This is a genomic window from Segatella copri (assembly GCF_019127135.1).
Lineage (GTDB): Bacteria > Bacteroidota > Bacteroidia > Bacteroidales > Bacteroidaceae > Prevotella.
This window is the reverse complement of sequence record NZ_JAHOEA010000007.1, coordinates 70289-95514: the sequence shown is the minus strand read 5'-3', so window position 1 is coordinate 95514 and position 25226 is coordinate 70289. Positions and strand designations below refer to the sequence as shown.

The 25226-nt window shown below is 44.1% G+C and carries 22 protein-coding genes and 3 tRNA genes; 2 read left to right on the top strand and 23 right to left on the bottom strand.

Annotated features, from left to right (window positions below; genetic code table 11):
- The first annotated feature begins 275 nt into the window (after positions 1–275).
- Entirely contained in the window at positions 276–566 is a 291-nt protein-coding gene (locus KSW37_RS03485; protein ID WP_217313270.1) for a DUF721 domain-containing protein, read from the top strand.
- Positions 567–900: 334 nt separating this feature from the next.
- Here the strand turns inward: KSW37_RS03485 and KSW37_RS03480 are convergent, their stop codons facing one another.
- The 17 genes from KSW37_RS03480 to KSW37_RS03400 all read right to left on the bottom strand — a co-directional run bounded on the left by KSW37_RS03480 (position 901) and on the right by KSW37_RS03400 (position 17692).
- On the bottom strand, positions 901–1446 hold the full coding sequence (locus KSW37_RS03480) for a 5-formyltetrahydrofolate cyclo-ligase (RefSeq protein WP_217313271.1): 546 nt from the start codon (positions 1444–1446) through the stop codon (positions 901–903).
- 3 nt (positions 1447–1449) lie between these two features.
- Positions 1450–3177 (bottom strand): S41 family peptidase, encoded by a 1728-nt coding sequence (locus tag KSW37_RS03475; protein ID WP_217313272.1) that lies wholly within the window; start codon positions 3175–3177, stop codon positions 1450–1452.
- A 45-nt stretch (positions 3178–3222) separates the two neighbouring features.
- A complete protein-coding gene (locus tag KSW37_RS03470) occupies positions 3223–3675 on the bottom strand; it encodes a deoxycytidylate deaminase (RefSeq protein WP_217313273.1) in 453 nt (150 codons plus the stop codon).
- Positions 3676–3679: 4 nt separating this feature from the next.
- Positions 3680–5767, bottom strand: a complete 2088-nt coding sequence (locus KSW37_RS03465; RefSeq protein WP_217313274.1) for a M3 family metallopeptidase — start codon at positions 5765–5767, stop codon at positions 3680–3682.
- A 379-nt stretch (positions 5768–6146) separates the two neighbouring features.
- Positions 6147–6821 (bottom strand): Crp/Fnr family transcriptional regulator, encoded by a 675-nt coding sequence (locus tag KSW37_RS03460; protein WP_117727733.1) that lies wholly within the window; start codon positions 6819–6821, stop codon positions 6147–6149.
- A 6-nt stretch (positions 6822–6827) separates the two neighbouring features.
- Positions 6828–7847 (bottom strand): FAD:protein FMN transferase, encoded by a 1020-nt coding sequence (locus KSW37_RS03455; protein ID WP_217313275.1) that lies wholly within the window; start codon positions 7845–7847, stop codon positions 6828–6830.
- Positions 7848–7868: 21 nt separating this feature from the next.
- A complete protein-coding gene (locus tag KSW37_RS03450; protein ID WP_118140433.1) occupies positions 7869–8513 on the bottom strand; it encodes a DUF6048 family protein in 645 nt (214 codons plus the stop codon).
- A gap of 1 nt (position 8514) precedes the next feature.
- The gene (locus tag KSW37_RS03445) at positions 8515–8994 is read right to left on the bottom strand and encodes a DUF6452 family protein (RefSeq protein ID WP_217313276.1); all 480 of its coding nucleotides are present in this window, start codon (positions 8992–8994) and stop codon (positions 8515–8517) included.
- A complete protein-coding gene (locus KSW37_RS03440) occupies positions 8982–9953 on the bottom strand; it encodes a glycosyltransferase family 2 protein (protein ID WP_217313277.1) in 972 nt (323 codons plus the stop codon). Before KSW37_RS03440 ends, KSW37_RS03445 begins: the two co-directional genes overlap by 13 nt.
- A 35-nt stretch (positions 9954–9988) precedes the next feature.
- A complete protein-coding gene (locus KSW37_RS03435; protein WP_217313278.1) occupies positions 9989–10603 on the bottom strand; it encodes a DUF4199 domain-containing protein in 615 nt (204 codons plus the stop codon).
- A 208-nt stretch (positions 10604–10811) separates the two neighbouring features.
- Positions 10812–10885: transfer RNA gene (locus KSW37_RS03430), tRNA-Thr, on the bottom strand.
- 192 nt (positions 10886–11077) lie between these two features.
- Positions 11078–13651 (bottom strand): endonuclease MutS2, encoded by a 2574-nt coding sequence (locus tag KSW37_RS03425; RefSeq protein ID WP_217313279.1) that lies wholly within the window; start codon positions 13649–13651, stop codon positions 11078–11080.
- Between the two features lie 108 nt (positions 13652–13759).
- Positions 13760–14440, bottom strand: a complete 681-nt coding sequence (locus tag KSW37_RS03420) for a thiamine phosphate synthase (protein ID WP_217313280.1) — start codon at positions 14438–14440, stop codon at positions 13760–13762.
- 41 nt (positions 14441–14481) lie between these two features.
- Positions 14482–15303 (bottom strand): bifunctional hydroxymethylpyrimidine kinase/phosphomethylpyrimidine kinase, encoded by an 822-nt coding sequence (gene thiD / locus KSW37_RS03415; RefSeq protein ID WP_217313281.1) that lies wholly within the window; start codon positions 15301–15303, stop codon positions 14482–14484.
- Between the two features lie 8 nt (positions 15304–15311).
- Positions 15312–16208 carry a radical SAM/SPASM domain-containing protein gene (locus tag KSW37_RS03410; RefSeq protein WP_254368536.1) on the bottom strand — a complete coding sequence of 299 codons (897 nt, stop codon included), beginning with the start codon at positions 16206–16208 and terminating at the stop codon, positions 15312–15314.
- Between the two features lie 190 nt (positions 16209–16398).
- Positions 16399–16483: transfer RNA gene (locus tag KSW37_RS03405), tRNA-Ser, on the bottom strand.
- A gap of 333 nt (positions 16484–16816) precedes the next feature.
- Positions 16817–17692, bottom strand: coding sequence for an FAD-dependent thymidylate synthase (locus KSW37_RS03400; protein ID WP_217313283.1), 876 nt, complete (start codon positions 17690–17692; stop codon positions 16817–16819).
- Positions 17693–17803: 111 nt separating this feature from the next.
- Between KSW37_RS03400 and tsaA the strand changes: the two genes are divergently transcribed.
- A complete protein-coding gene (gene tsaA, locus KSW37_RS03395; RefSeq protein ID WP_217313284.1) occupies positions 17804–18484 on the top strand; it encodes a tRNA (N6-threonylcarbamoyladenosine(37)-N6)-methyltransferase TrmO in 681 nt (226 codons plus the stop codon).
- Positions 18485–18509: 25 nt separating this feature from the next.
- On the opposite strand, the gene KSW37_RS03390 is transcribed toward tsaA, so the two are convergent.
- The 6 genes from KSW37_RS03390 to sppA form a co-directional block, all read right to left on the bottom strand.
- On the bottom strand, positions 18510–19913 hold the full coding sequence (locus KSW37_RS03390; protein WP_217313285.1) for a glycoside hydrolase family 28 protein: 1404 nt from the start codon (positions 19911–19913) through the stop codon (positions 18510–18512).
- Between the two features lie 138 nt (positions 19914–20051).
- Positions 20052–20124 (bottom strand) — tRNA-Phe (locus tag KSW37_RS03385).
- Positions 20125–20234: 110 nt separating this feature from the next.
- On the bottom strand, positions 20235–21347 hold the full coding sequence (gene thiL / locus KSW37_RS03380) for a thiamine-phosphate kinase (RefSeq protein ID WP_217313328.1): 1113 nt from the start codon (positions 21345–21347) through the stop codon (positions 20235–20237).
- A gap of 23 nt (positions 21348–21370) precedes the next feature.
- Positions 21371–22180: a purine-nucleoside phosphorylase gene (locus KSW37_RS03375; RefSeq protein ID WP_217313286.1), complete on the bottom strand. Its 810-nt coding sequence runs from the start codon at positions 22178–22180 to the stop codon at positions 21371–21373.
- Positions 22065–23240 (bottom strand): tetraacyldisaccharide 4'-kinase, encoded by a 1176-nt coding sequence (gene lpxK, locus KSW37_RS03370; RefSeq protein ID WP_217313287.1) that lies wholly within the window; start codon positions 23238–23240, stop codon positions 22065–22067. The genes KSW37_RS03375 and lpxK overlap by 116 nt, the downstream gene beginning before the upstream one ends.
- Positions 23241–23304: 64 nt before the next feature.
- Positions 23305–25089: a signal peptide peptidase SppA gene (gene sppA, locus KSW37_RS03365; protein WP_217313288.1), complete on the bottom strand. Its 1785-nt coding sequence runs from the start codon at positions 25087–25089 to the stop codon at positions 23305–23307.
- Positions 25090–25226: the final 137 nt, after the last annotated feature.

The following is a 25226-nucleotide window of genomic DNA, read 5'->3' as shown; positions in this document are numbered from 1 at the left end:
GTGGTTCAAGTACGGGCTGAAGGCCCAAAAGCTCCTAGCCCAGGGCATCGCCCTGGGTATAATGGCAATCAGCAAGGCGCCCTGTAAGGGCAAAAGCTTTGTATATTGCCAGGTATTTGAAAGCTTTTGCCCTTACAGGGCGACAGGTTTTCGTCCATAAACACCCAGGGCGATGCCCTGGGCTAGGAGCTTCTGCCCTTTCAGGGCGTGTGGGGCTTACTTGCGAAACTTCAGTAAAGTAGTAAACTAAAGGTTTCCCTTAAAATTTAGAGAATATGTTTAGAAGAAAAGTAAAATCTATAGCAGAACTCTTGCCTGAATTTCTGAGAAAGGAAGGGTTGGAGACTCCTTTACAGCAGAAACGCCTGATCATGAGTTGGGATTCTGTAGTAGGGGAAAATATTGCTGCATATTGTGGTGAGAAGTTTATCAAGAACCAGACTCTCTATGTAAAGATAGAAAATGCTGCATTGAGGGCTGATCTCACGATGAGCCGTGCTACTCTTGTAAACCGTTTGAATGAACAGGTTGGTGCACAGGTTATTGCGGATATACGCTTTTATTAATACTCCGTTCTGATATACTATACTGAACTTTCGTATGTGGTTCAAGAACGGGCTGAAGGCCCAAAAGCTCCAGAAGCAGCACGCCCTGAAAGGGCAGAAGCTCCTAGCCCAGGGCATCGCCCTGGGTATAGTAGCAGTCAGCAAGGCGCCCTGTAAGGGCAAAAGCTTTATAAATTGCCTGATATTTGAAAGCTTTTGCCCTTACAGGGCGACAGGTTTGCGCCCGTAATAACCCAGGGCGATGCCCTGGGCTAGGAGCTTCTGCCCTTTCAGGGCGTGTGGGGCAAAACATGCGAAACAGGGCGTGTGGGGCAAAACTTGCGAAACTTCAGTACTATATGATTTCGTCCATGCATATATCTGTAGGGGTAACAGGAAGGAATCCTTCCTCTGTTATCTTCTGGAAGTCGAAACAGATGCCTATTTTATATGCATGTGGAATCTGGGCAAGAAATCTGTCGTAATAGCCTTTTCCTCTTCCTAACCGGTTGCCTTTCATATCGAAACTCATACCTGGGATTACGGCAAGCTCTATCTCAGGATATTTTTCTTCCGGATAAATCTTGCCTTTCGGTTCAAGTATATGATAGGCTCCTTCCTTCAGGTCTTGAACTCCGGTATATTCTCTCAGTTCCATATTCGTATCGTCCAGCACAACGGGCAGTATTACTCGTTTCCCCCTGGAAACAAGTTGTTCTATATAATGATGGGTGTCCACTTCATCAGGAAGCGAATAGTACATCAGTATGGTTTGGGCTTTCTGAAGATGCGGGTTGGAATCTAAACGGGATAATACAGAAAGCGACAGTTCCTCAAGTTGTCTTGAGGAATACTGTCGCTTTCTGTCTTTTATGATTTTTCTTAATTCTTTCTTGTCCATGCCTTAAGCATTTGCTATCATACAATTATTATGGTGTAAGGAAGAATAGTTGTAGGGCGTATTCGCCATAGCTATCTTTTCTTTCTTCGCAGCGCCTTTTTTGGCAGGCTCTGGTTTCTTTGGAAATGCTGCATGGTTCTCAAATACATCCAGCGTCTTTTTGATGACAGGATCATCAAGATTGATGTACTGGGTCCATGCCTGCTCGTCCAACATATTGTAGATGATACGGCTGTCGATGACACGGTCTAATAGTTTGTGTGATTTCTTGATTAAAAGATTTCTACGTTTCAAACCACGTTTATCGGCATAGCTGACAAACTTTTCAACCATGTCCTGACTGTCAAGATAATCGGCAAGTTCCATCATCTCCTTGAAGTTGTTCAACTTCGGACGGTTATCGTCTGTATAAGTGAAGGCAAACTGCAAGATGAGACCACTCATACTAGCCTCCTTGAAATAGGATGTCATGCCGAGCGTATCTTCAGGAACAAAGATGTCTGGAGTGATGCCACCTCCGCCATAGACAATACGGCCGTTACCTGTATGATAAGCTGGTCCTGTATGCTTGATGCTATCCTGTGAGAAGAACTCTCCGTGCTGGTATCTGTCAAGCAAGTCTTGCTCATAATCCTTGTCATCGCCCAGCGTATATGGCTTCTGGATGCATCTTCCTGAAGGAGTATAGTAGCGCGCTATGGTCAGACGGATGAGGCTGTGGTCTGGGAATTCTATCTGTTGCTGAACCAGTCCCTTACCAAACGAGCGTCGTCCGATGATGGTAGCACGGTCGTTGTCTTGCATGGCACCCGCAAAGATTTCTGCAGATGATGCTGAACCTTCATTGATGAGAACTACCATCGGAATCTTCTGGTAGGCACCCTTACCGTCACTCGTATAGTTATGTCTAGGCGATTTGCGTCCCTGTGTGTAAACGATGAGTTTCTTGTCTGGCAAGAATTCGTTTGCCATGTTTACTGCAGCCGTCAGGTAACCACCTGAGTTATCCCGAAGGTCAATACAGAGGTTGGTGAATCCCTGCTGTGAGAGTTTGGCCAGAGCAATCAGCATTTCCGGATAGGTGTTCTCGCCAAAGTTCTTGATACGGATATAGCCAGTTTTGTCGTTAAGCATGTAAGCTGCAGTAACACTCTTTGTTGGTATTTCACCTCGGGTTACGTTAAAGGTCTGAACCTTCTTGCTTCCATATCGGATAACTCCGATTTTCACCTTGGTATCCTTTGGACCCTTCAGGCGATGCATAGCCTCCTGGTTGGTAACAATCTTTCCTACAAAAGGTTTGCCGTCTACGGCTACAATCTTATCTCCTGCCAAAAGTCCGGCTTTCTCGGCAGGTCCATTCTGTATCACATTCTGTATATGTATTGTATCTTGGCGGATGACAAACTCTACGCCTACACCCGAGAACGAGCCTTTCAGATCGTCGGTGGCTTGAGCTGCGTCTTTAGCACTGATATATACGGAATGTGGATCCAGTTCTGCTAAAATCTGTGGAATAGCCTTATCTACCAGCGAGTCGATGTTCACGGGATCTACATATTGGTCATCAATAAGATGGAGCAGGTTGTTCAGACGGTTGCTTCCACTATTGATAACGTTGAGGCGATTTCCAGAGAAATGGTTGGAAAAGAATGTTCCGATGATAATACCTATCACAACACAGAATGCCATGATGAATGGCATAAAGCGGTTGGTCTTATTCTTACTCATGTTCATAACAATTCTCTTTTTACTAACGTTTTATCTATCTTATCTCTAATCTTCTTCAGAAGCTGTTTTTTCATCAGGATTGAGGTATTCTACCTTGATTCCTGCTCGTTGCATCAGTTTGATACCATCGTCCAGACGGTATTTCTCTGCATATACAACACGCTTGATGCCCGACTGTATGATCAGTTTGGCACATTCTATACATGGAGAGGCGGTGACGTAAAGCGTACTTCCCTCACTGTTATTGCTGCTGCGAGCCAGTTTCGTGATAGCATTAGCCTCCGCATGGAGAACGTATGGCTTGGTTACGTTGTTATCCTCACAGACATTTTCAAATCCGCTCGGTGTACCATTGTAGCCATCGCTGATAATCATTTTATCTTTTACAACCAGTGCACCAACCTGTCGGCGTTTGCAATAGCTGTTTTCAGCCCATATACGTGCCATTCGCAAATAGCGAAGGTCGAGCTTGGTTTGTTTGGAAAGTTCGTTTGCCATCCTCTTATTTTTTATGTTGTACCTTGATTTCGTTACGTTCCAGCAGTGCATCGATGGTTGGCTCTTGTCCACGGAACCGTTTGTAGAGAACCATAGGATGCTCTGTTCCACCCTTAGAGAGTACGTTGTCACGGAAACTTTGAGCAGTCTTCTGGTCGAAGATTCCATTTTTCTTGAATACACTGAAAGCATCAGCATCCAATACTTCTGCCCATTTGTAGCTATAGTATCCTGCGGCATAACCTCCTGCCATGATGTGTGAGAACTGTACGGTCATACAGGTTTCCTGCAACTGTGGCAATATCATCGCCTTTTTCCAGGCTTCCTTTTCATAAGGCATGATGTCGGCAGTAAATTCTTTCTTTTGGGTGTAGTATGCCATGTCAAGCAATCCGAAACTTACCTGGCGCAGGCAACCGTAGGCTGCCATGAAGTTGCGACTCTTCATGATGCGCTCTATGAGCTCATCTGGCAATGGTTCACCAGTCTGATAGTGGAAGGCAAATGTACGGAGAAAATCTTTCTCTATTGCATAATTCTCCATAAACTGTGATGGCAATTCTACGAAGTCCCACCAAACGTTGGTTCCCGAAAGACTCTCGAAGCGGGTATTGGCAAACATGCCGTGAAGACTGTGACCAAACTCATGGAGGAAGGTTTCTACTTCTCCTAATGTCAAGAGAGCAGGCTTTTCTTCTGTTGGCTTGGTAAAGTTCATTACTACACTTACGTGAGGACGGATGTTGTTGCCCTTATGGTCTATCCACTGCCCCTGGAACTCTGTCATCCAGGCACCTCCTTGTTTGCCCTTGCGAGGGAAGAAGTCGGCATAGAATACTGCCAGATAGCTGCCGTCTTTATCAAATACTTCGTATGCCTTGACGTCTGGGTGGTATACCGGTATCTCTTTGTTCTCCTTAAAGGTGATGCCATACAGTTTGTTGGCGAGGCCAAACACACCGTCTATCACTTTGTCCAGCTGGAAATAAGGGCGAAGCATTTCTGCATCGAGATTATATTTCTCCATCTGGAGTTTATGAGAATAGAAGCCGAAATCCCATGGCTTCATTTCGAAATCTTTACCCTCCAGCTTCTTGGCAAGGGCTTCCACTTCTTTCACTTCCTTTTCTGCCGTTGGCTTATAAGCCTCTATCAGGTCGTTGAGAAGTTTATATACATGTTCTGTATTGCTTGCCATACGGTGGCGAAGAACATAGTCGGCATAGGTTTCGAAACCGAGCAACTGAGCGAGCTCTCTGCGCAGGTTTACCAATCGTTTGCAGATTTCCAGGTTGTTCTGCTCGTTATCATGGGTGCATATCGTATTGCGTGCCATATACATCTGTTTGCGGAGCTCACGCTGGGTAGAGTAGGTCATAAAAGGAGAATAACTTGGATAATCGAGTGTGAAGATCCAGCCTTCTTTTTCCTGTTCTTTAGCGGCATGTGCAGCGGCAGCTTTTGCTGTTTCTGGAAGTCCGTCAAGTTGTGCTTCGTCAGTGATATGGAGCGTAAATGCCTTGTTTTCTTTTAAGAGATTCTGTGAGAACTGCAGAGTGAGCATACTGGCTTCTTCTGTAAGTTCGCGAAGTTTCTCTTTACCTTCTTCATCTAAAAGTGCACCGCTGCGTACGAATCCGTCATAGCTGGTGTCCAGAAGCATCTTCTCTTCAGGAGTCAGTTCTCTGTTTGGATGATCGTGAACGAACTTGATGCGCTCGAAGAGTTTCTTGTTCAGCGTGATGTCATTTGCGTGCTTGGTGAGAATCGGACTCATCTTCTGCGCAATCTCTTCCATCTCATCGCAGGTTTCAGCACTCATCATGCAAGAGAAAACGTTAGATACCCGGCTTAAGAGGTCGTAATAGTGTTCGCCCTTTTCGGTATCAACTCTTGCAATGGTATTCTCAAAGGTTGGTTCTGCCGGATCGTTTACAATCTTGTCTGTAGCCTCGTCATCACGGCGGATTCCCTCCATGAATGCTGGCTCATAATCTTCGAGACGGATTCGTTCGAATGGTACTGTATCGTGCGGTGTATTGTAAGGCACGAAGAATGGGTTGGTTCTATTTTGTATTGTATTGTCTTGCATGTTGTTACTTTTTTTAGTTGCAAAGTTAGCAAAAAAATGCGTTATTGCCTTGATAATAAACGTTTTTAACTTATATTTATCGGTCGTTATACTTTCTTTACTCAAGTTTCGCAAGTTGGCTCCACACGCCCTGAAAGGGCAGAAGCTCCTAGCCCAGGGCAGCGCCCTGGGTTATTATGGGCGCAGAACTGTCGCCCTGTAAGGGCAAAAGCTTTCAAAAACCAAGAATTTATAAGGCTTTTGCCCTTACAGGGCGCCTTGCTGACTGCTATTATACCCAGGGCGATGCCCTGGGCTAGGAGCTTCTGCCCTTTCAGGGCGTGCTGCTTCTGGAGCTTTTGGACCGCCCGTACTTAAACCACATGCGAAAGTTCAGTCTTTAGCGTTTGATGAGATTTTCCAGTGCAGGGATATAGATTCTGCCTCGTTGCAGCTGGATAAGTCCTTCTGACTGTAATTCGTTGAGGGCCTTGGATACATAGATACGTTTTACATTCATCTCTTCAGCCAAACGGGTCATCTTGATATGAAAGATTTTCTCGCCAGCCGGGCGGACGCTGTGACTCTCGAAGAAACGGATCAGGCGCTCGCTCAGTGTCTTGGCAGGAACTCTGAACAGTCTGCGGTTGTTCTTTTGTGATTGGGTGCAGACCAAGTTCAGAAGATTAATGCGGAATATTTCATATTCATCGGATAACTTCATGATCTCTTGTTTGCTGACTGACATGATGCTGCAGCTGTTCTTTGCCACATAAGTGTGGGTGAAGCGCTGGGTAAGACCGAAAAGTCGTTCCAGCTGGAATGATTCCGGTGCCGAAATGTCTTCTTCTACCTGATAGCCGTAGTCGTCTGCCTGGGTTATCACCTTAATATCTCCACTGATTAAATAATATAGACGTGTACAACTGGTGCCTTCTTCAACTATAGTTTCACCCGCTTCCAGTTTTTGAAAGTCAAAACGGGTTTTACCTGCTACATTTTGGAAGTCATAGCGAGTCATTCCCAAGAATAATGGGAGTGATAATAAACTGTCGTATAGTCTATTGGTTGACATTTAAGTTTATTTATTTAATATCTTGTTTTTGAGAGATGGTGAATACCATATCTTGTTTTGTCCTTTCTCGTCAGCATAGATGAGATATGCACAGAGATCCGGATGCTTTTTCAGAATCTGTTTGGCGCCCTCCATTCCCATCACCATAAACGAGGTGGCATAGGCATCGGCTGTTGCACAGTTCTTGGCTAAAACCGTTGCAGATAAGATGTTATGCTGCACAGGATAGCCTGTCTTTGGGTCTATGGTATGTGCATACTTCTTGCCGTTTTTATAATAGAAGTTTCTGTAGTTACCACTCGTAGCCATGGCGATGTCGGTAATATCAAGTACATCCTGTATCTCCTGGCTTGTATTGGTAGAATCGTCAGTTGGCTTGTTGATACCAATATGCCAAGGCACTTGTTTCTCGCTAACACCGTTTACTACGATTTCTCCACCAATCTCAACCATAAAGTTGCTGATACCTTTCTTTTTCAGGAATCTGGCAACAATGTCGCTGCCATATCCTTTGGCGATAGCAGAACAGTCAAGCATAATCTTTGGATTTTGCTTGATGATGCGTCCCTTTTCCAGGGCTACTTTCTCATAACCTACCAGCGTTTTGATACTGTCTATCTTGGCTTTCGTAGGAGGTACCCCCTGCTTGAATCCAAAGCCCCAGAGGTTTACCATTGGGGCAACCGTGATATCAAAGGCTCCATCTGTTTCTTTTGAGATGCTTTCTGCCATGCGGAATACCTCGGTAAACATTTCGTCTACTTCGGTATCTTTACCTTGGTTTACCTGTGTGATGACAGAGGTCTTATTGAAAGGAGACAAGGATTGGTCTACCTTCTTGAGTTCTGTTTCTATCTCTTGCTGGTAGTTGGTATCACTCTGATAGGTGATGTGATAGATGGTGCCAAAGATAAAGCCGGTATCTTTCTGGTAGGGCGTATTATGCTGCTGACGTATGATAACGATGGTACCAATGATAAGTATCAACAGAAATGGAATTTGCCAGATAAGTTTCTTTTTTTTCATTCTTTACACATTATGATGTCTTTAAATCTCTAGGGTTACATTGAATGTTCCGCCAAGGCGTGAACCTCCCTGCTTACCGTAGCCTGGCACATACCAGGTGTTGCCTAATTCTCCATCGTTCTTGAAGAGGCGGCGTTTGTATCTGAAACTCCAGCCCATACGGACGGGACCCCAGATTTTAGCATCAATACCTATTACGCCTTCCAGCCAATGATAGTTACAGGAAATACCATTTCCGCCATAGGGCGTTTCACCGCCCCATACTGGGTCTGTAACGGGTGGAGCGCTCAGGTCATATTCATAATAGGTGCAGGCATAACGGAAACCACCAAACAGACGGTAGTCGTCGTGTTTGTTCTTCAGAAGATTCCAGTCTACACCTAATCTGAAATAGGGAGCGCTGGTCTTGTAGGTGATTTGGGTTGCCTCATCGCTGGCATCTGCCTTTCCATAACCCAATTCGAAAACAGGATAATACTTGTCTTTCAGATTGATACGGAGAGATGCTTCATACTGGCCATAGTCGCTAACCATCAACTGTACGGGACCTATCAGGTCAACCCCTACAGCCATGCCTCTAAAAAAAGGTATGGTATCTGGCTGCTGCTCTATGATCTTCTTCTTGCTTTGGGCCTGACAGGGGAGAACAGCAAATAAGGATAGCATACTAGTTGCGATTGCCAAAATATATGTAGAAATGTGCTTTGGATGCATCATAATTTACCTCTTTTTGATTGATGACTATTGAGTCAATATAATTGTGAGTAGTCTTTACATCGGTTATCGTATGGAAGAACGATGGACTGCAGTCTACCGACTCAAAATGAGAGCGGTTTTCCTTTGATACAGTCACGGTGTCCTTGAATACTTGCTTCGATAGGGTATGTATCTCGAAAAACAATACGTCTTCATTCTGGCTGTAACTCATAGGCAGACTGAAACTGTCTACTTTTACATCCTTATTAATCAGCACGCTATCTGTTCCTTCTATCTTTTTCGTAGAAATTGTTAGCGTGTCTTTTAGCGTCTTGTTGTCGCCCATCAACTTATATTTGGTATATACTGTATTGTTGAGTGGACAGTCGAGAGATGTACATCCCACCATGGCTAGAACCATGAAAACGACGAAAGGTATTATTTTCCGCATCTTATTTCTTTTTCTATTTGATAATCGTTACGGTTTGGGTTCTGGCGGCTGATAAGGTCGCCCAGGAATCCGGCAAGGAACAACTGACTACCCAAAACCATCGCTACAAGAGCAATGAAGAAGTAAGGTGAATCGGTAATGAGATGTCCGTAGATACCGTTGTGCAGATCGATGGCCTTGTCTATGCCTAAGCCGATGAGCGATAGGAAGGCAATGAAGAATACAACGCTGCCCAGGAATCCGAATACGTGCATTGGCTTTTTGCCAAAATTGCTCAGGAACCAGAGAGTCATCAGGTCAAGATAACCATTTACAAAGCGGTTCCAACCCATGAACTTTGATTTGCCGAACTTTCTTGCCTGATGATGAACAGGTTTTTCGCCAATTCTGGCAAAACCTGCATTCTTGGCTAGATATGGAATATAGCGATGCATCTCACCATATACCTCGATATTCTTAACTACGTCGAGGCGATAAGCCTTCAGACCGCAGTTGAAGTCGTGCAGATTGTGTATGCCGCTTACTTTGCGTGCAGTAGCATTGAAGAGTTTGGTAGGGATGGTCTTGCTCAGAGGGTCTCCTTCTTTACGGTTCTGTTTGTAACCGGACACGAGGTCATATCCCTCTTTCATAATCATCTGGTAGAGTCCCGGAATCTCATCTGGAGAATCCTGAAGATCGGCATCCATGGTGATGACAACATCGCCCTGCGCTTCTTTGAAACCACAGAAGAGTGCTGGGCTCTTTCCATAGTTTCTGCGGAATTTGATACCCTTTACTTGCTCATTCTTCTCGGCAAGTTCTTCAATGACGTTCCATGAACGGTCAGTAGAACCATCGTTCACAAAGATGACTTCATAAGTAAAATCGTTTGAGTCCATTACTCGCTTTATCCAGGCGAAGAGCTCTCGTAACGACTCTTCCTCATTAAAAAGAGGAATTATTACTGAAATATCCATTATCTTGTATTTATCTGTTTGTTTCTTATTTATTGTTATTTTGTATGCTGTTGTTTATTCTTCTTTACCATTACAGCAGCAATAATCGGGCTGAGTACTGCACCTGCTACCAGGTCGGTAATCATAAACATCGAAGCCCAGGCTATCGGTTTCATCATACAGACAGCATCAAGCAGGGCTTTAGATTCCTCTGCAGTTAACTGATACGCTTGTGCTACAATCTGATAGTTGGTTTGCAATTGGTTCAGGAATAGACCTGTATCCATAAAACGGAACCAAAGATATTGTACAAGGGTAAGCAGGATGGTTGCATTGAAGAATGTCTGGATGCAATAGTAGAAAGCGTGACGGAAAGATATATGCCCGTCTCTTGCATAGTCACGGAATGCCTTCAGTCGCTTGGCCACAACAAATGGGGTTGCTATGATGAGAATGTTGGAAATAAATCCCAGCATCTGATATTGCGGGTTTACTGCCAGCATGGTACATGCGAAACTGACAATCCAGACAACTCCGAGGATGGCGCCGTCTTGCCGAGCGAATGCTTTGGTCTGTTTTATCTTGCCAGTGTCAATGATAATCGTTTTAACCTTATGCATTTGTTGGCTTGATTTCTTTTCTTCTTGATTCTCGTTATTTTCTGTATTCATTTTTTTATTGTATTTCTACGGATGTGACATATCAATTTGCAAAAATACAACTTTTTTATTATATAAGGTGTAAAGGGTGATAATATTTATATATAATTAAAGATAGAACCTCGTAAAATTGAGGTTTCAGCTGTAATGTTATGAAATATAATAAGTAAAAGGGTATATAAACAAAAAAAGGAATCTTCTAAAAGAAGATTCCTTTTTGAGCCTCTTGTCGGATTCGAACCAACGACCCCGAGATTACAAATCACGTGCTCTGGCCAACTGAGCTAAAGAGGCGGGTGGACAAGCGATTCATATCGCACCGCTACAACCAAGTACCCTTGCTATGTTCCCATCCTGGGGGATTCCGAGGGAGCTGGTCGTATGAGACTTGTCCGTCTCAATTTTTAAGCGGGTGCAAAGGTACGGTTTTTCTTTGAACCCGCCAAACGTTTTACCAAAAAACTTTGGTTATTTAACGTTTGTTTGCTAAAAATCGACTACTGTAATGCCTGATCCACCAAATTGTACGTGTTCATCTGCATAATGGGTCACATTAGGCACACTACTCAGATATTGGCGAATGAGCTGTCTTAGGATACCATTTCCCTTTCCGTGAAGAATTCTGACTCGTGGCATTCCTACCAGGATAGCGTCATCGATGAAGTATTGTACCGCATTAAGTGCTTCGTCGCCTCGCATGCCGCGAACGTCCAAATCCTGGTGGAAGTTGGATTTATGTGAGTCTATGGTCTTTCTGGTTTCCTTACTGATACCGTATGAAGCCAGATTTTCCTTGCGTTCTTCCGTCTTGTCTGTATTTTCAATAGGGATTGTGGCAAGCTCCAGACGGTTCAGGCGCATCTTGGTTCTCATTCCTCCAAATACGGCAGTTGCTGTATCTCCAGTAATGTTTTCTATCTTTCCGACAGTAGTCAGTCCCTTGATGCGAACCGTATCACCAATCTGAATTTCACGTTTACTATCTGCTTGAGTCTTGTTCTGTGCATTCCTCAGTGCAGCTGCAGCCTTCTCCTGATTCTCTTTCTTTTCAGCTTGGCGCTTGGCATGGCGTTCTTTGCGTTGTTGGATCTGGGCTATCTTGCGGGCAATTTTGTCATCGGCCTCCTTAGAATCAATTTCTTGAACCTCTTGCTTGAAGGCATCAAGTTCCTGACGGATACGGCGGGTTTCTTCTTTTTCAGCCTGGCTTTCTTTGATTTCCCGGATGGCGTTCTCGATTCTCTTGTTACTTTCTTTTAAAAGTTCTGCAGCTTCTTCTTTTGCCTTTTTGAGAATTGCCTTTCTGCTTCGCTCAATATCCTCTATGTCGTTTTCGTACTTGGAGATTGTTTTCTCCATGTCTTTTTCACGCTGATGGATATTCTGTCGTTTGTTTTCCCAATATCGCTTGTCACGAACAATATCCTGCAGATACTTGTCGCTTTGAATGTATTCTGAACCAACGATATCTGATGCTTCCTTGATTACTTCTTCGGGTAATCCTATCTTTCTTGCAATTTCAATCGCAAAGGAAGAACCTGGTCTGCCGATAGCTAATTGGAAGAGGGCTTTCATCTCATGGCGGTCGTAGAGCATGGCGCCGTTAACCACTCCTTCATGGCTGTCGGCAAAATGCTTCAGGTTCTGATAGTGGGTGGTAATCACACCATAAGCTTGCTGCTTGCAGAACTTGTCGAGTACAGCTTCGGCGATAGCACCACCTATGCCTGGCTCTGTACCTGTACCAAACTCATCTATCAGAATGATGGTCTCGCCATTGGCTGCCTTCATCATATTCTTCATGTTCAGAAGATGAGATGAGTAGGTACTCAAGTCATTCTCCAGACTCTGTTCGTCACCGATATCAATCATGATGTTTTGGAAAACACCTGTCTTTGAACGCTCACTTACAGGGATGCTCAAACCGCATTGCAGCATGTACTGTAATAATCCGACGGTTTTCAGACAGACAGATTTGCCGCCTGCATTTGGACCGGAGATGATAAGAATGCGTTTGTCCTGTGTAAGCATGATATCCAACGGAACTACTTTCTCGTTTTTTTTCTGTAGAGATAGCTGCAATAATGGGTGTATCGCACGGGTCCAGTCTATGTGTGGATGGTTTTCTACCTCGGGTTCTATGGCTTTGAAGATTTCTGCCAGTTTTTGCTTGGCTTGTATCAGGTCAATGATGGCAAGAAAGCGGTAACTGTCCAGAATTTCTTTGGAGTATGGGCGTACCTTGTTGGTGAAGTCGGTGAGGATGCGGATAATTTCCTTTCTCTCTTCTCCTTCCAGTTCGCGTACACGGTTGTTTGCCTCTACCACCTCGGTAGGTTCTATGAAGACTGTTTTACCTGTAGCACTCTCATCGTGTACGATACCTTTGATTTTGCGCTTCAGAGTAGGGATGACGGGAATAACCAGTCTGCCGTCACGCAGGGTTGGGGTTACGTCTTTTTCTACGATGCCTTCACTTTGTGCCGAGCGCAATATACTATATAAGGTACGCGAGATGCTACCCTCTGTCTTTGCCAGTTCTCTGCGAATCTGAAGAAGTTCGGGGGTTGCGTTGTCTCTTATCTTTCCGAATTTGTCAAGTATCTGGTCGATGCGCTGAATCAGTTGTGGAAAAGTAACTACATCCTGTGAAAGGCGATGTAGGGCTGGGTAGGGATACTTTTTCTCTCTTTTCCATCCGTCTTCCGGCTCGTCATCGTCATCGCTGTGATTCAGTATCTTTACCATATCGGCTATGGTAGACAGTGAGCGTCTCAAGTCAAACAGTTCATCCTCTTCCAGGTGACTGTTTTCTACACGGATACGGAGGATGCTCTCCCTTACGTCATAGAAATATTGTAGGGGAAAGTCTTCTACTTCCTCCATCAGTCTGCGGAACTCACGTACCTGCATGAGCCATTCGTTAACTTGTTCTGCATCGCTACTGAATGCCATCTTGTCTACCTGTTCTTTGCCGAGTGGAGAGAGGCATCTTTCGCGTAACATCTTGCGGATTTCGTTGAATCCTATCTTGTTCTCAAAATTATCTGGATATATCATGGATGCAAAGGTAGTGTAAATCGAAGACAATACAAAATAAAAAAAGCATTTTTTTTATTTTTATTGTTGAGATTCGACCTGTCTTATTAGAAAGTAGTGTATTTTCCTCTACCAAATGTTTGAACTGTTAAGCGTATTCTTGACATTTCCGGGTGTAAGTTTCTGCTTAATTACGGCAAGATATTCCGTCCATTTTGCATCAGTTCTTCTGTTCCAGATGTCACCTAAGAATGCAGCTCCGCCAAAGTTCCATGCTCTCAATTGTGGAATATATTCAGGGGTGACACCTCCTAATGCGACTACTCGCTCATTGATGATTCCATTGATGCCTGCTTCCTCTAAGTCTTTGTTAGAGAAGAAATGCTTGTAGCCTTTCTTTGAAATACTGTCAAAGATTGGACTGAGGAAAACATATTGGCAGGCGGGTTTGAGAATCGTGCTCTTTTCGTCTTTGCTCTTGGATGATATAGGCTGGAGAACTTGTTCTACTTCCTTAAAACTATGGCAGGATTGTGAGATGCTTCCTTGAAAGCCTTCTGGAATCTCGTGGTTTCTTCTGTTAAGGTGAATACCATGAAGATGAAATTCCTGACAAAGTTCGAAGTGATCGTGTACTACGATCTTATTATGCCATTTCTCGTCGATTTCCTGTATCAGTTGTTTACACTCCTCTATATTTGATTCTGGTTTGCGCAGATGTAGCAGGTCTATACCTGCTTTGAAGAGTTGGTTGATATAGGTTGATTCCTTCTCGATAAAATCGGGAAGAGTGATTACTATCCATTTCATATTCGTTGTGATTTTGTTTGTTTATATAAGGGTGTTGGCTGTTATTTGATAAACAGTGCTTTGGGTTCATAAAAGTGATTCACCGGACCATGACCTTTTCCTATCTGCACATCTTTTCCTGCCAGAATGGCTCCGGAAAGATAGGTCTTTGCCATGGCGATGGCTGTATTCATGTCCATTTCTCTTGCCAGATACGAAGTGATGGCTGAGGATAGGGTACAACCTGTACCATGGGTATTACGGGTGTTTATGCTAATGCCTCGGAAACTGGTAATCGGTTTTCCGTCTTCGAAGAGGTAGTCTATCTTTTCGGTTCCCTGGAAATGACCGCCTTTGATGAGTACATGTTTGCAGCCTAACTTACTGATGGCTAAAGCTGCGTTCTGAATATCTTCCTTATTCTGTATCTTTGTTCCTGCCAGTATCTCTGCTTCCGGGATGTTAGGTGTTAACAGGGTAGCAAGTGGTAATAACTCCTGGATGAAGACGCTGAGTGCGTCCTCCTGCATGAGTCTGCAACCACTGGTGGAAACCATCACTGGGTCTATGATAAGATGCTGGTATTCTCCCTGGTATCTCTTCAGGGTTTCTGCGATTGCTTGGATGGTGGCACGGTCGTTCACCATACCTATTTTGATGGCATCGGGATGGATGTCCTCCATGACGGCTTCTATCTGTCCCTTTACGATTTCGGGGTTGATGTCTTGGATGGCATAAACTCCCAGGGTGTTCTGTACGGTGATGGCTGTAATGGCCGATGCTGCATATACGCCTAGTGCCGACATTGTCTTGATGTCAGCTTGCACACCGGCTCCTCCACAACTGTCAGAGCCGGCTATTGTCATTGCTGTATAATATCTCATAATTCTTATTAACTTCTTGCTTTTCCTCTAAAACTGTTTCTTACCAGGGCTGATTCACAGGTCTCACAGAGAGGTTCTGTGGCTTGATGGTGTTTGAAGCCTTCTATCATGGCTTGGGCGCGGGGTGAAGCCAGAATTTCTTCTAGCGATTGTTTGAGCAGGTTCCCCAGTGCCACATCTCCGTTGTGGTCCAGGCAGCAGGGTACCAATGTGCCGTCAGCCAATATGCCTATCTGTTTGAGTAGGGCTTTACAGAAAACTTCTCTTTTTCCTTCTCTGATACCTGATTCCGGGTTTCCTTTTACCATTTCATTTTCTTTGATATGGTTATCGAAGTTGGGCCATTCGAATTTCCTGTCAAACTCCAGATAGAGATTGTTGGCAAGTCTGTAACCGTCAGGTCGTTCTTTCCAGGGCTTGGGAACAAATTTTTCGATGTGCTCCATCACTTCTTCATTTTCCCGGTCTTTTCCTCCTTGGTTCCAGAGTCTGAGAACTATGCAGGTTCCTTTTTCTGCGGCTTGGGTTGAAAAAGTCATCACCTCGTTCATGTAACTGGTGAGTTCTCCCTTGGCATTACTCTCGTGCGAGTGGAGTGAGAGCTGCATCTTGTGGGGAAGTGTGTCAAGGAGGTCCATGGCTTTATGTAGCAGAGTGCCGTTGGATGTAAGTACGGTTTTGAAACCTTTCTCTCTTGATATGCTGATAAACTCGGGTAGAAGGGGGTGTAGTAGGGGTTCGCCCATAATGTGGAAATATAGGAAACAGACCTTCCCACGTATCTTGTCGGTGAGCAGGTCGAATTCCTCAGCACTCAACTGTCTTTTCTTTCTTGTATGTTTTGGACAGAAGTGGCAGTTGAGATTGCATGTATTGGTGATTTCTATGTAACAGCGATCTATCATTGTCTTGTCTTTTCTTGCATGTAGCTTACTTTCGAGCAAAGTTACATGTTTTCTTTGATATGACCAAATAATATAGCATAATTTTGCATTTGAAGTCTTCTTGTAATGGAGATGGTGAATGAATATGAAGGAAATATTCAGATATGAAAAATAAAAAAAGCCTTCTGAAATTTCTTTCAGAAGGCTCTTGCGGAGAGAGAGGGATTCGAACCCCCGGTACCTCTCGGTACGACGGTTTTCAAGACCGTTGTAATCGACCACTCTACCATCTCTCCATTGTTTTAGTCTGGATGACTATAGCTTGGTTTTCTTAAGCGGTTGCAAAGGTACGACTAATTTCTGGTTCCACCAAATTTTTCGCCAACTTTTTTTCATTTTTCTTCAAAAAAATGCATTTTTAGGCCAAATAAGTGTTTAAAACAGCAAAAAACAGGGAGGTGGGGCTGAAATAGATAACAAAAAAGGGCTACCGCTGTAGCCCCAATCTTGATAACCTTAAATCTAATACTATGAAAAACACACCGCAAAAATACGAAATAAATCTATTCGTTATGTCAAAAGAATAGAAAATCTGTATTTTGAAAGGGCGTTTTAATCTTTTTTAAGCCTTAGAGGTAACCTTTCTGCTTGAACTCTTCCATCAGTGGCAAGGCTAAAATCTTGGCATCTGGATGTGGTGCACCGGTAGTACCTAATGCGCGGAGGTCGAAGAAATGTTTCCAGTCACTCACGAAAGCGGTATGAACCAGTTCTGTGTTGCAGTCCAATGGTAGGATAGCACGTGCTTCCTGTGGTTTGCAACCTGCCTCTATCAGTTTCATATAGGCATATTCGGCAGCCTGATTGGCAAAAATCCAAGTTGTGAGCTTGTCCCATTCTGCTGTTCTTCCTTCTGCGATGTCAGCACACATATCTTCTATGCGGTAGTCGCTGGGATCTTGTGAACCATCGAAACCTTCAGTTTCTACCCATGTAGGCAGATTGATGGTAATTTCGTTATCAAACTTATTCTTCGAATAATTGCAGTAACGGGTACTCTGTTCTGCCATAGAGTTGGCGCGATGTCGGTTATATTCTCTAGTAATGGAAATCTGAGTAGTAAAATGAACGGTAATGCGGAGTTCGTGCTTACCTTCTTCATAGTTGCTGAGGTATTTCAAATCATCCATCGCCTTGTTTTCTGCCAATACACGGAGGTTGGTTGTAATATAGTCTTTGCCGTCTATGGTGTTTAGGCGTGAGAACTTGTTGTGGGTATAGAGTGGTAACTCTCCATGGTTGCATACCAGATACACGGTTCCATGCTCCAACATGGCAAAGTGTTCACTCTGCACCATACGCTCCACGAAAGGCTTGGCTGATTCCTCAGTGGTGTTGTTCTCACTTTTATAACATACTCTCCCTGCTCGTTCTATCTGCTGGTAGATACCGAGCTCGCCTGGTTTCTGTAACCAGATTTCATACGATGGTCTTTGTATTTTCATTTCTTTTTGTTTTTTTATTTTGTCTGCAAAGGTACATTATTTTGCGCATACAGCAAAATAATTCATGGCTTTTTTCGTCCTATATATAATAAGGTGTAATAATTAGTAAATATGGAGATAAAACCAATAGCATATTTTCGTTCTCCCTTCAGTAGCAAGTTTGGCATTCCCAAACAGGCTGGATTGGTAGCAGGATTGGAAGGACAGATTGTTTTTGAACCCGAATTCCGCAACCCTGATGCGTTGCGCGGTATGGAGGGATTTGATTTCCTTTGGCTGATTTGGGAATTTTCTGCCAACAGGCATAAGGCGAATAGTCCGGTTGTCCGTCCTCCTGTATTGGGAGGCAATGAGAAGGTTGGGGTCTTTGCTACCCGAAGTCCTTTCCGCCCCAATAACATAGGTCTTTCATCTGTAAGAATCTCTCATATCGATTGGGAGACTCCTCGTGGTCCTGTCATTTATGTAAAAGGAGCTGATCTCATGGATATGACTCCTATTTTTGATATTAAGCCTTATGTTGTTTATGCCGATTCTCATCCTGATGCCAGGAGCGGTTTCGTCGACAACCGAAAATGGAAAAAACTGGATGTTGAGATTTCGGAAGAAGTGGAAAGGTATTTGCTTCTGCAGGGATTGGCTGCAGAAAAAATAGAGGTTTTGAAAGATGTACTTGCTCAGGATCCGCGTCCGCATTACCAGAAAAAACCTCATAAGGTATATGGAATGCCTTATGAGGGGCTTGATATTCATTTCACAGTTTGTGATCAAACGCTTACTGTTGTCAAGTAGACTTCTTGAATATTGAGCTGCAAACTTACTTTGCGAAACTTTCGAAACGTACGTTTTCTAACTGAATCTTGCAGGTTGCATCAATATTCTTGGCTTCCTTGGTGTAGAAGATATTGGAGTTTTTGATAGTGATATCGTGTACCATACCTTCTGCACCATGTGCTTCTATACCTGTTTCGCAACCTCGTACGTAGATGTCGCTCATGTGGATGTCCTGAAAGTTTGGCAGGAATTCCTGTTTTACAGGAGCGGTCTGTTTCTTGGCACCTACGTGGTTATCAAAATAGGTGGTCTCGAAGGTTATGGCTGCATCCTTGATATCGGTCATATAAATATGGTCGATATAGATGTTTTCAGATGTACCGCCTCTCTTCACGGCACTCTTAAAACGTAAACCGGTATCTGTTCCCTGGAAAGTATTGTTGCGAACTACAATATTCTTCATGCCGCCAGAGAACTCGCTGCCGATAACAAAACCTCCATGTGCATGGTATACGGTGTTGTCTTGAATGTTGATGTTTTCGCAAGGACCTGCTGCCACACCTGCTGCGCCGGCACCACCCTTCATACAGATACCATCATCACCAGCATCTATCACATTGTTTACGATGAGTACATCCTTACAGCTGGAGATATCAATCGCATCACCGTTCTGGGCATTCCATGGACATTTTACGGTGATTCCGTCGATAGTCACATTCTTGCATCGGGTAGGGATGATGTGAAACTTAGGACTGTTCAGAAGTGTAACACCCTGTACGAGTACATTTTCGCAACTGGTGAATCTGATCATGTGTGTTCGGGTTTTCTCCTGTGCATCCATATTCTCTGCCACGTTAGGTTGATGTTTCAGATTGAATGGATACCAGATGTCACCTTTTTCATTGAGAGTTCCGCCCATAGCCTGGAATTCTTTCCATTCTACATCGCTAACCTTGCTCCGCTTTACTGGTCGCCACCATTCGCCGTTTCCGTCAATAGTGCCCTCGCCTGTGATGGAGATGTTCTTTCTCTTGCTGGCATTGATGGCTGGAGTTGCACGGTTTTCTTTCTTTCCCGTAGTCTCGTCTATCTTGAAGTGATCATTCTTGTCTTCAGAAAGAACGATGATGGCGTTCTTCTCCAGATGCAGGTCTATATTGTCCTTCAGTGAGATGAGACCTGTAAGATAGATACCTGCAGGCACATTAAGATGACCGCCACCCATTTTGTTCAGTTTACTGATGGCTTTGGCGAATGCCTGGGTATTCATGGTGAGTCCGTCACCATTACCGCCACATTCCAAGATGCTGACATGATTGGCTGGGATGCTAGGCAATGTAGGTTGCTGCATCTGAACTGGTAAGTTCTGATAATACTTACTGTAATCTTTGGCATTGGCTGTCACAAATGAGAAACAGACCAATAAAGCTATTAAAATCTTCTTCATAAGCTTTTTAAGTTTAGTTTGTTTGTTTATAATTACTATCCTTCATCTATTTTGTAATATCTGTTACCTTGAGGTATGGATATTAAAAAAAAGGCGACCCTAACCGCAGTTAGTAATCGCCTTTTATGAAAGGAGGAGTGGTACCACCAGGAATCGAACCGGGGACACAAGGATTTTCAGTCCTTTGCTCTACCAACTGAGCTATGGCACCATTTTGCTTTTGCGGTTGCAAAGGTACAATAAAAATTTTAATTGAGCAAGAGAAAACGAAATATTTTCTCTTGCTTAATGTTTATTAACTAAATACCGCGTTGTTTGAAATTAATCTTTCAGCGGATTCCAACCTTGTGCTTTCAGTTCAAATTCCTGTCCATCTCTGGTAATGAGGAACTTGCCCAGATTTTCTTTGGTGATGTAGCCAATCTGCCTTACACCCTCCATTGCCTCAATCTTTTCGTGGTCACCGATAGGTACGGTAAAGAGAAGTTCATAATCTTCGCCGCCGTTCATGGCGCAGGTGGTAAGATTCATGTTGAATTCTTCTGCCTGCACGGCTGTCTGGTAGTCGATAGGTATGTTCTTCTCATATACTCTGCATCCACAATGACTCTGTTCGCAGATGTGCATCAGTTCACTGCTCAGACCATCGCTTACATCCATCATGGCTGTAGGACGGATACCAGCCTCTCGCAGTTGAGCAATTACATCACCACGAGCTTCTGGTTGTAGCTGTCTTTCCAAGAGATATTCCTTACCGGCGAAATCTGGCTGGAAGTTACGCATATTCTCTAAGTCTTTGTTCAGGAGAGTCAGTTTCTCGTTGTCTCCGTTTGCCTTAGCTTCTGCCATCTTCTTTCGGATATCTTCTATCTGTCCGTAGTATACAGCCTTTTCGCGTTCCAGCAGCTGCAGGCCCATATAGGCGCCGCCCAGGTCGCCCGATACACAAATAAGATCTGTTTCCTTGGCTCCGTTGCGGTATACGATTTCTTCTTTTGCCGCTTCACCAATACAAGTGATGCTGATAGCAAGACCTGTGAGCGAAGATGTGGTGTCACCGCCCACGATATCTACACCCCATTTGTCGCATGCCATTCGTAAACCTTTATAGAATTCATCTATGTCTTCTACTTTGAATCGCTTGCTCAATGCGATGCTTACTACCATCTGTTGTGGGGTACCGTTCATGGCGAAGATATCACTGATGTTTACCATAGCACTCTTGTAACCCAAGTGAGCCATATCGATATAGGTAAGGTCGAAATGCACGCCCTCCATCAGCATGTCAGTAGTTATGAGCACCTCCTTGTCGGGATAATGCATCACGGCACAATCGTCGCCTACACCATAAACGGTAGACTCGTTTTTCTTTTCATAACCTTTTGTGAGACGGTCAATAAGACCAAACTCACCCAACTTTGAGATATCCAAAATAATTAATAGTTTATAATTTATAATTAAGATCTGCGAATAATTTCTCGCATAATCTCTGTCATCTTAGGCTGTGCAGCATTTGCGGCAACCTGAACCTCCTCATGACTGACCTCTACTGGTACATCGAAACCTCCAAGGTCGGTGATGATACTGATTCCGAAAACCTTGATTCCGCAATGGCGGGCAACAATCACCTCTGGTACGGTACTCATACCTACGGCGTCACCACCCAATACACGATACATGCGATACTCTGCCGGTGTTTCGAAAGTAGGTCCCTGAACGCCAACATATACACCATGCTTTGCATCAATTCCCTTCTCCTTAGCGATATCGTCGGCAAGGTCGCGGAGTTTCTTGTCGTATGCTTCGTGCATGTCAGGGAAACGCGGACCGGTAGGGAAGTTCTTGCCACGCAATGGATGCTCAGGGAAGAAGTTGATGTGATCATCGATAATCATCAGGTCGCCAATCTGGAATTCCGGATTCATACCGCCCGAAGCGTTGCTAACAAAGAGGGTTTCAATGCCCAACTCGTACATCACACGTTCTGGGAAGGTTACAGCCTTCATGTCATATCCCTCATAGTAATGGAATCTTCCTTCCATAGCCATGATGTCTTTACCTCCCAACTTACCGAAAATCAGTTTGCCGGCATGACCTTGAACGGTTGATACAGGGAAATTTGGTATTTCACTATATGGGAATTCGTAACTGTCAGTTATTTCTGAAGCTAATTGTCCGAGACCGGTTCCCAATATGATTGCCGTCTTCGGACTTGTTGTCATCCTTTCTTTTAGCCAGGATGCTGTTTCTTGAATTTTTTCGTACATAGCTAATGATTTTGTCGTTAAAATTATCTTGCTGTTCCTGCATGAAACTTACCTTAATAGGCAGTTCGTATATGCTTTTTTTAACCGTTTCATAGAGACCCTCCGTCTCCTTCAGTCTCACGGCATCCTTCTCTGTCGTGATAATCAGACGGGGTTCAGGCATCTGTTCAAACGTCTCATTGATGCGTGTGATGTCTTTGCTCTTGAAGCGATGGTGATCACCGAAACTCAGCGACTGCATACTCTTGACCATCGGCTTCAGGTCGTGTTCCATCTGCTTAGGCGATGCAATGCCAGTAACCAGCAGTACATGATAGTCCTTCAATTTTTCCTGTGCTATCTGCTGGTCTTCGAATACACCCTTTGGTGTATCATAGTTAATGCAGGTGAAGTAGAGCTTCTGGAAAGGGTAGAGGTCTATGGCCTTGGTGAGTACACGGAATTCCATAGGCTTCAGGTCCTTTGGACATTTGGTGATAATCACAATGTCGGCACGGTTCTTGCCGCTCAGAGGTTCTCTCAGTCTTCCGGCCGGCAACATCTTGTCATAGATAATCAGTCGGTGATAATCTACCAGCAGGATGTTGATGCCTGGCTTTACATAGCGATGCTGGAAGGCATCATCCAGTAATACTACGTCCACATCCTTGGTTGGCTCTTCGTTCTGCAACTTTTCGATTCCTCTTACGCGTTTGGCGTCTACAGCTACATAGATGTCGTCAAACTTGCTGTGCATCTGGAATGGTTCATCGCCAATTTCGGACATTGTCGTATTCTTGTCTGCCAGCACATAGCCACTGGTCTTCCTCTTGTAGCCACGTGACAGCACAGCTATCTTTACCTTGTCATGTAACAAGCGTATCAGATACTCCACATGGGGAGTCTTGCCCGATCCGCCTACTGTAATATTGCCTACAGAGATAATCGGGATTGAGAATGATTGACTCTTTTTCAGTCCTATATCGAAGAGCCAATTGCGAAATCTGACTATGCTGCCATAAATCCAACTTAGTGGTAGCAGCCAGTCGTTGATCTTGATAAGATCGCCTTCTGTTCTCATGTCTGTTTCCTTTCTCTTAATTCGTTATGCCTATATATAAGGTACGCATACCTTATTATAAATATTATTGAATGTTCAATACATAAGGAAGTGCTGCCTGTATAGGCTCTTTTTCCTTCATATTGCGTATCATGATGAATGGTTGGTATAGGTCCCCCAAAGCCAGACGCAACTGTTCGTCGAGGTAGGTTCCCTTATTTCCACCCGCCATATCCATTAACTGTTCCATCCATCCTGCCAATGCCGGATATTCTACAGCTTGATAACTGCTGAGATGAGCCAGCTCTGCAGCCTTGTCGATGGCATCGCTCAGTCCGCCGAATCCGTCAATCAACTTGATGTTCTTGGCGTCAGTTCCTAGCCAAACTCTTCCTTGAGCTATTTTTTCAACCTGTTCTGTGCTCATCTTTCTTCCTTCAGCTACACGTTTGCGGAAGAGGTTGTATCCACGATTCACATAGTTTTGCATGGTGGTAATCTCTTCTGCACTCCATGGGCGTGACATACCTGCCGAGGCATAGGCACTATTGCGGTTGGTTTTTACCTCATCATACTTGAAACCCAACTTTTTTGTCATCAGATCACTGAAGTCTGGAAGAGCTCCAAAGATACCGATGCTGCCGGTCAATGTTGTAGGTTGTGCCATTATATATTGGGCACCCATACTCATGTAATAAGCACCCGAGGCAGCCATACCACCCATAGAAACTACTACCGGCTTCTTTTTATTCAACTCTTTGACCGCTCTCCATATCTGTTCCGAAGCGTAGGCATCGCCACCACCCGAATTGATGCGCAGAACTACAGCCTTCACCTGACTGTTGTCGGCGAGTTCCTGCAAGTCCTTAATCACCTTGGTGCTTACAATCTGCTGCTCAGTGCCATAGATGCTAGGAGTCTCCATTCTCACGATGGAACCCTGGCAGTAGTAGACGGCAATTTCTTCTCCCATCAGGTTCGAGTCGTCTATTGCCATATCAACGTCGTTATAGTCTACCTGGTTGATGGTTTCGTCTGTCTTCAGACCTAACTGTCTCTTTACCACGTCTCTGATTTCGTCATAATAGCAGAATCCGTCTACCATCTTACGTGATTTCAGCAGTTGGGCATCATCAAAGACCATTAATCCGTCGGCATAGCGGTTCAGTGAATCCTTGCTAATGTTTCTGCTCTTGCTCACATCTGCCAGCATCTGTTGCCAGAGTCCGCCTATATACCGTGAAACCTGCTCTCTGTTTGCATCAGACATCTTGTCTTCTGTATACATTTCGGTATAACTCTTGTATTTACCTACCTTCACTACTGTAAAGTGGACGCCAAACTTAGCTGCCACATCTTTGATATATTGTGGTTGTGATGCAATACCATGCCAGTCAACATTGCCTTCAGGGTTTACGTATACCTTGTTGGCAACTGAAGCCAGATAATATCCACCCTGTGAGAGAGCATCACCGTATGCGATAATCCATTTGCCGCTCTTCTTGAAGTCGGCAAGTGCATTTCTGATTTCTTGCAAAGTTGCATAGTCGGATTCTAGGATACCTGTCTCCAAATAGATACCTTTCACCTTTTCCTCATCCTTAGCCTTGCGGATAGAAGAAAGAATCTTGTTCATGCCGAGGTTGTTGAACTGCTCGCCCGTCAGTTCGCCGAGCCAGTTGTCTTCCGAACGGTCTTCAATCTGCCCCTGTAGTTTCAGTACCATCACAGCATTGTCCTTCAATGTCGGTTTGCTGTTACTCGATGCGATCATTCCGATGATACAGATGAATCCCAGGATGGTCATGATAAGTCCGAAAGCAAACAGTCCTACGATCGTGGCTGCCACATTTTTGAAAAAATCCTTCATAATTCTATGTTAATATTATATGTGAGACTGCAAAATAAATGCTGGCTGCAGCAAAGAGATATTGTACTCTGACTGCTAAGTGCAGCAATTTTTCTGCAAATATAGTAAAAAAGAATCAATAATCAAAGCGATTGGAA